Here is a 3096-nt window from a genome sequence, read left to right as displayed (position 1 = left end):
GTGAAGCTGAACAGGCCCTGCTGACGCTGCTGCGCGCCAACGCGCGCGCCTCCACCGCCGAGCTGGCGAGAAAGCTCGGCGTGTCGCGCACCACGGTGCAGAGCCGGATCGAGCGGCTGGAGCAGCGCGGCATCATCGCCGGCTACGGCGTCAGGCTGTCGCCCGACTATGAGCAGGGTCTGGTCAAGGCGCATGTGCTGCTCACCGTCACGCCGAAACTCGCCGACAAGGTGGTGCGTAGCCTGGAGGCGATGCCGCCGGTCCGGACGGTGCATTCGGTGAGCGGCAATTTCGACATGATCGTCATCGTCGACGCGCCGTCGATCCGCGATCTCGACGCGCTGCTCGATCAGATCGGGGCAATGGAGGGAGTAGAGCGGACGTCGTCGTCGATCATCTTGTCGACGCGGGTTGATCGGTGAGGGCAGCGAAACTGCCAATCTCCCCCCAAGTGAGGGAGATGGCCGGCAGGCCAGAGGAGGTCGCCTCGCGTGGAGCGCCAACTCCATCTGCCGCAGCAGGCCGAGCCCAGTCGGACCGACCCCCTCTGGCCGCTTTGCGGCCATCTCCCCCTCGAGGGGGGAGATGGGCGCTACGCCCTCCGTCTCTCCGGCCCGTTGTCCAGCCACTCCAGATCGTCCGGCGACAGCGCAATATCCAGCGCCTTGAGGCTGTCCTCCAGCTCATCCAGCGTGCGCGGGCCGATCAGCGGAACGGACGGGAAAGGCTGCGCCAGGACATAGGCGAGCGCGACATGGATCGGGCTTTTGCCGAGCCTGCTTGCAAGTTCGATGGCGCGGTCGCGGCGGCCGAAGTTCTTTTCCGAATACCAGACCCGCACCAGCTCTTCATTGTCGGTGCGGTCGCGGCCGGCGCGGTCGGTGAAGAAGCCACGGCCCTGGCTCGACCAGGCGAAGTTGGGCATCTGCCGCGCCGTCAGCCAAGCTTTCCAATCGTCGGTGGAAGAGGTGATGCAGCCGGCCCAGATCGGCTCCAGCATCTCGGCCAGCGAAAAATTGTTGGAAAGCGCGCCCGGCTTCTGCTTGCCGGTGCGTTCGGCATAGGCGATCGCCGCGTCCATACGCTCCATCGTCCAGTTGGAGCCGCCGAACAGGCCGCGGATGCGGCCGGCCTTGACCTCGCGGTCCATGGCATCGACGAACTCGCCGACCGGCACGTCCGGATTGTCGCGATGCATGAAATAGATGTCGACATGGTCGGTCCGCAGCCGGTCGAGCGACTGGGCAAGCTGCTTGCCGATCACATCGGGATAGCAGAGCGGCGTGTGCGCGCCCTTGGCGATGATGACCGACTGCTGGCGCACGCCGCGATTGCTCAGCCATTGCCCGAGCAGCGTCTCGGTGTAGCCGGCGCCATAGACGAAGCCGGTGTCGAACAGGTTGCCGCCGGCTTCGAAATAGGCGTCGAGCAGGATCGAGCCCGAGGAGAAGGTGCGGAAATCCTCGAAGCCGAGCGCCAGCCGCGAGACGGGCTTCGGCAGGCCGGGAATCGCGCGTTTGCCGATGGCGGTGCCGTTGGCGCGCAGCGGCCGGCCGGAGATGGTGTTGACGCGCTTAGCCGGCTTTTCGATCTCGTACTCCAGCCCGACGGCGGCGCGCCATTTGTCGAGAACGCGCAGCGTGCCCAGGCTGTCGGCCCAGCCCATGCCCGGCCAGGCGAATTCCTGGCGGCCGGCCAGGATCGCCTCGCCGGCGGCGTCAACCTCGAAGGAATAGAGGTGGCGGGTCTCGTTGACACTGATCACCTCGCGCGTGCCGCCGGACCGGATCACCTCGATCCGGCCCGGTCCGACATCGCGGTTGCCACCGGCGAACCAGAAGTCCGGCACCTCGATTTGGCCGTTGGTGCCGAAAATGCGCAGGACATTGTCCTGGTTGAGCGAGATGCTGCACGAGACCTCGGCGACGATGCCGCCGGGGAAATGGAGCAGCGCCGAGGCCCATTCATCGACGCCGGACTGGCCGAGATGGGCCGCACCGACGACCTTGTCCGGCTCGAGGAAAGGCTTTCCCGCCGCGGCGCCGGCAATCAGCCGCGCCATCGAGACCGGGTAGCCGCCGACGTCGAGGATGCCGCCGCCGGCCAGCTCGCTGGCGTAGAGCCGGTGCTCCGGCATGAAGCCCGGCATGGCGAAGCCGAAGCTCGACTTGATCATGCGGACCTCGCCGATGGCGCCCGATTTGATCAGCTCGACCAGCTGCAGCGTCTGCGGATGCAGCCGGTACATGAACGCTTCGCCCAGGAAGGTGCCCGCTATTCGCGCCGCATGCATCATGGCGTCGGCCTCGAAGGCGGTGAGCGCCAGCGGCTTTTCGCACAGCACATGCTTGCCGGCTTCTGCCGCCTTGATCGCCCATTCGGCATGGCCTGGATGCGGGATCGAAATATAGACCGCATCGACGTCCTCGTCGGCAAGCAGCGCGTCATAGCCGTCGAGGATGCGCGCGCCCGGAAACGTCTCGGCAAGGCCCGGCTTGCCGGGATTGCGAGCGCCGAGCGCGACCAGTTCGCCGGTGCGCGACTGCGCCAGGCCGCCGGCAAAGGATTTGGCGATGCTGCCGGGTCCGAGGATGCCCCAGCGAATTTTTCCGGATGTCATGTCCAATTCTCCATGCGGTCGCCGCCACGCCTTCGCGATCGGGCAGAAAGGAAAGTCAGCGAATCCTGGCGCCTGTCTTGTCGAAGAGCAGCGAGCGCTCGGGCTTGATCGAGACGGTGAAGTGGTCGCTGCCGGCGCGCTGGCGCCTGGCCTCGCGCTCGATGATCAGCTCCTCCGGCCCGGCATCGGCGTAGACATAGCTGACCGAGCCCAGATGCTCGGCGACGTCGGCCTTGACCGAAATGTCGCAGTCGCCCTCGCCGGCCTCGAAGAAATGCTCCGGCCTGACGCCGAGCACGACTTCCGCGCCGGGCGCCGGCAAGGGGCCGCAGAGCGGCTTGCGCAGTCTGGCGCCGCCATGATTGACGAGCTCGACGGTCGCGGCGCTGTTGGACAAATCGACGACCTTCGCCGCGATGAAATTCATCTTCGGGGAACCGATGAAACCGGCGACGAAACGGTTGGCCGGATCGTCG

General features: G+C 66.6%; 2 protein-coding genes and 1 pseudogene. 1 reads left to right on the top strand and 2 read right to left on the bottom strand.

Going from position 1 to position 3096, the window contains the following annotated elements; genetic code table 11:
- A partial coding sequence (locus tag EOA60_RS25835) for an Lrp/AsnC family transcriptional regulator (protein ID WP_164899531.1) occupies positions 1–422 on the top strand: 422 nt, incomplete at its 5' end.
- Positions 423–592: 170 nt separating this feature from the next.
- Here the strand turns inward: EOA60_RS25835 and EOA60_RS25830 are convergent.
- Complete coding sequence (locus EOA60_RS25830; protein ID WP_095825119.1) at positions 593–2620, bottom strand: aldo/keto reductase; 2028 nt, start codon at positions 2618–2620, stop codon at positions 593–595.
- A gap of 55 nt (positions 2621–2675) precedes the next feature.
- Positions 2676–3096: pseudogene (locus tag EOA60_RS25825) on the bottom strand (sugar ABC transporter ATP-binding protein); the annotation flags it as partial.

It is taken from the genome of Mesorhizobium sp. M1A.F.Ca.IN.020.06.1.1, from assembly GCF_004023265.1.
GTDB lineage: Bacteria > Pseudomonadota > Alphaproteobacteria > Rhizobiales > Rhizobiaceae > Mesorhizobium.
The sequence above is the reverse complement of the archived record's forward strand: the minus strand, read 5'-3'. Positions and strand labels throughout refer to the sequence as shown.

Bases quoted from the DNA above. Each gene is read 5' to 3' on its own strand.
- EOA60_RS25830 (WP_095825119.1), bottom strand. From the start codon at position 2,620: ATGACATCCGGAAAAATTCGCTGGGGCATCCTCGGACCCGGCAGCATC.